At 70.9% G+C, this 2,506-nt stretch carries 2 protein-coding genes; one reads left to right on the plus strand and one right to left on the minus strand.

From position 1 onward, the window contains the following. Positions 1–148: 148 nt before the first annotated feature. Positions 149–1,075 carry a LysR family transcriptional regulator gene (locus A4R44_RS42055; RefSeq protein WP_067594353.1) on the minus strand — a complete coding sequence of 309 codons (927 nt, stop codon included), beginning with the start codon at positions 1,073–1,075 and terminating at the stop codon, positions 149–151. Between the two features lie 120 nt (positions 1,076–1,195). Here A4R44_RS42055 and A4R44_RS42060 point away from each other — a divergent pair, with 120 nt between their 5' ends. Beyond that, positions 1,196–2,395: a Glu/Leu/Phe/Val dehydrogenase dimerization domain-containing protein gene (locus tag A4R44_RS42060; protein WP_067594356.1), complete on the plus strand. Its 1,200-nt coding sequence runs from the start codon at positions 1,196–1,198 to the stop codon at positions 2,393–2,395. The last annotated feature ends 111 nt before the right edge of the window (positions 2,396–2,506 follow it).

Genomic DNA, 2,506 nt, shown 5'->3' on the forward strand with positions numbered 1-2,506 from the left:
CTCCCTGCGCCGCACCCACCGACTCGCCTCCCTGCGCCGCACCCACCGACTCGCCTCCCTGCGCCGCACCCACCGATTCTCCGTGCGGCGACGGGCGATCGGCACCGTCCGCGGCCGCCTACCCGGCACCCGGCCCGCGGCGCCCGGCTCACGGCAGCGCAGGTTCGGTCCCCAACCCCAGCTCGGCCGCGGCTTCCTGCACGGCCGCCACCACGAGATGCAACGCCGGACGCCGGATCTCCGTGCGGCGATAGGCGATCGACACCGTCCGCAGCAGCGGCGGGGCCAGCGCGACGACGTCGATCCCCGGCGGGCGCAGCAGCCGCAGGCCCAGATCGGACACCAGGGTCACGCCCAGCCCGGCGCCCACCATCGCCATCGCGGTCGACTGTTCCTCGACCTCGTGATTGATTTTCGGCTGGAAACCGTGCCGCTGGCAGGCAATCCGGATCGCGCGGCCGAAATGGGACTTAGCGCTCGCCAGGATCCACGGATGCTCGGCGAGCGCGTCGAGCGGCACCGTGGCCGACGGCAACGCGCCCGCCGGGACCGCCGCGTGCAGCCGTTCCACCGCCACGACCGCGCGCTCCAGCCCGTCGCTCCACTCCATCGGGGCATCCGAGTAGTCGATGACGAACGACAGGTCCAGCGTGCCGTCCCGCACCGCGTCCGCGGTCGCCTCCGGGGCCAGTTCCTTCGTCCGCACCTGGATTCCCGGGTAGTCCGCGGCCAGCGCGGTGAGCGCGGTCGGCAGCAGGCCGGACGCCACCGACGCCCACACTCCGGCTGTGAGCCGCGCGGACATCGAGCCCTGCGCTTCCTCCAGCGCGAGCGTCGCGCGCTCGACCGAGCCCAGGATCTCCTCGGCGTGCTCGGTGAGCAGAATGCCGAGTTCGGTCAGCTGGACCCGCCTGCCGAGCCGTTCGAACAGTTTCGCTCCGACGTCGCGTTCCAGCTGCGCGAGTTGCTGGGATACCGCCGAAGCGGTGTAATGCAACGCCGCCGCGGCCGCGGTGACCGTCCCCCTGCGGTGCAGTTCGCGGAGCATCCTCAAGCGGTGCAACGAAAGCTCCATGTACGAACCCTAAACAACTTCGTCCAGATTCGGTAAATAGACGCGCGCCCCGCAGTGGCCGCACCCTCGGAAGCAGGCGGCGAAGCGCGCTGCCAAGGACTTGAGGAGGTGAGTGGCTCGATGGACCCGCGGATCGCCGAACCGCTGATGAAGCTCACGTGGACCGACCCGGTCACGGGCGCGCACGGCTACCTGGTCGTGCACAGCCTGGTCTCCGGCGTCGCCACCGGCGGCACGCGCATGCGCGCCGGCTGCACCGTCGACGAGGTGGCCGACCTCGCGCGCGGCATGGCGAACAAGACGGCCGCGTTCAACCTCCCGGTCGGCGGCGCGAAGGGCGGCATCGACTTCGACCCCAAGGACCCGCGCGCGACCGGCGTGCTCACTCGCTTCTGCGAGTTCCTGCGGCCGTGGCTGGACGCCAGCTGGGTGACCGCCGAGGACCTGGGCGTGCCGCAGCACCTCATCGACGAGGTTTTCGCGACGCTCGGGCTGGAGCAGTCGTACCACGCCGCGATCCGCCGGTCGGCCGATCCGGCGCGCACGCTCCGGCGGGTCCAGGCCGGGCTCAACGCGCCGGTTCCCGGCGGGCAGCTGCTCGGGGACGTGATCGGCGGGTACGGGGTGGCGCAGGCCTGCCTGGGGGCGGCCAACACGTGGGGCTGGGCCGTTCCCGGGACGACTGTCGCCGTCCAGGGGATCGGCACGATGGGCGGCGGCGCGGCCTGGTACCTGCACGAGGCGGGGATGAAGGTCGTTGCCGTCGCGGATGCCGCCGGGACGTTGTACGACCCGGAGGGGTTGGACGTGCCCGCGTTGCTGGAGTTGCGGGACCGCTTCGGGGAGGTCGACCGGGGACGGCTGCCGGAAGGGGTCCAGTCGTTGCCGCGGGAGGCGGTGCTGGCCGCGGACGCGGATATTCTCGTTCCGGCGGCTATTTCTTATGCGCTGCGGGTGGACAACGAGAATCTCGTCAAGGCGAAGGTGGTCGTGGAGGCGGCTAACGCCGCTACGACTCCGGAGGCCGAGGCGGCGTTGTCGGCTCGCGGGGTCGCGGTGATCCCGGACTTCATCGCCAATGCCGGGGCCGCGGCTTGGGCTTGGTGGTTGCTGCTCGGGGAGGTCGGGGCGGATCCGGCGGATTCGTTCCTGCGGTTGCGGACGGAGATGCAGGCGAAGGTGGCGTTGGTGCTCGCGGAGTGGCATCTGGATCGGGTTCCGCCTCGGGTCACTGCTTTGCGGCAGGCTGAGGTGGTTCGGGCGGATCGGAATGCCGAAGCGTCGAGTCCGGTGGGGGCGCCCGCGTTGATGATTCCCTGATCGGCTCTTCGCCTGGGCCGGCTGTGGTGTGTGAGGGGAACCCTGAGGGAATCAGATTCCCTCAGAGGGTGTTGTGGAACCTGGTGGTCGGTTGGGTGTGTCGGTGGTGGT

The sequence above is a fragment of the Amycolatopsis sp. M39 genome (assembly GCF_001651785.1).
Classification (GTDB): domain Bacteria; phylum Actinomycetota; class Actinomycetes; order Mycobacteriales; family Pseudonocardiaceae; genus Amycolatopsis; species Amycolatopsis rubida.

Bases quoted from the DNA above. Each gene is read 5' to 3' on its own strand.
- A4R44_RS42060 (WP_067594356.1), top strand. From the start codon at position 1,196: ATGGACCCGCGGATCGCCGAACCGCTGATGAAGCTCACGTGGACCGAC.
- A4R44_RS42055 (WP_067594353.1), bottom strand. From the start codon at position 1,075: ATGGAGCTTTCGTTGCACCGCTTGAGGATGCTCCGCGAACTGCACCGC.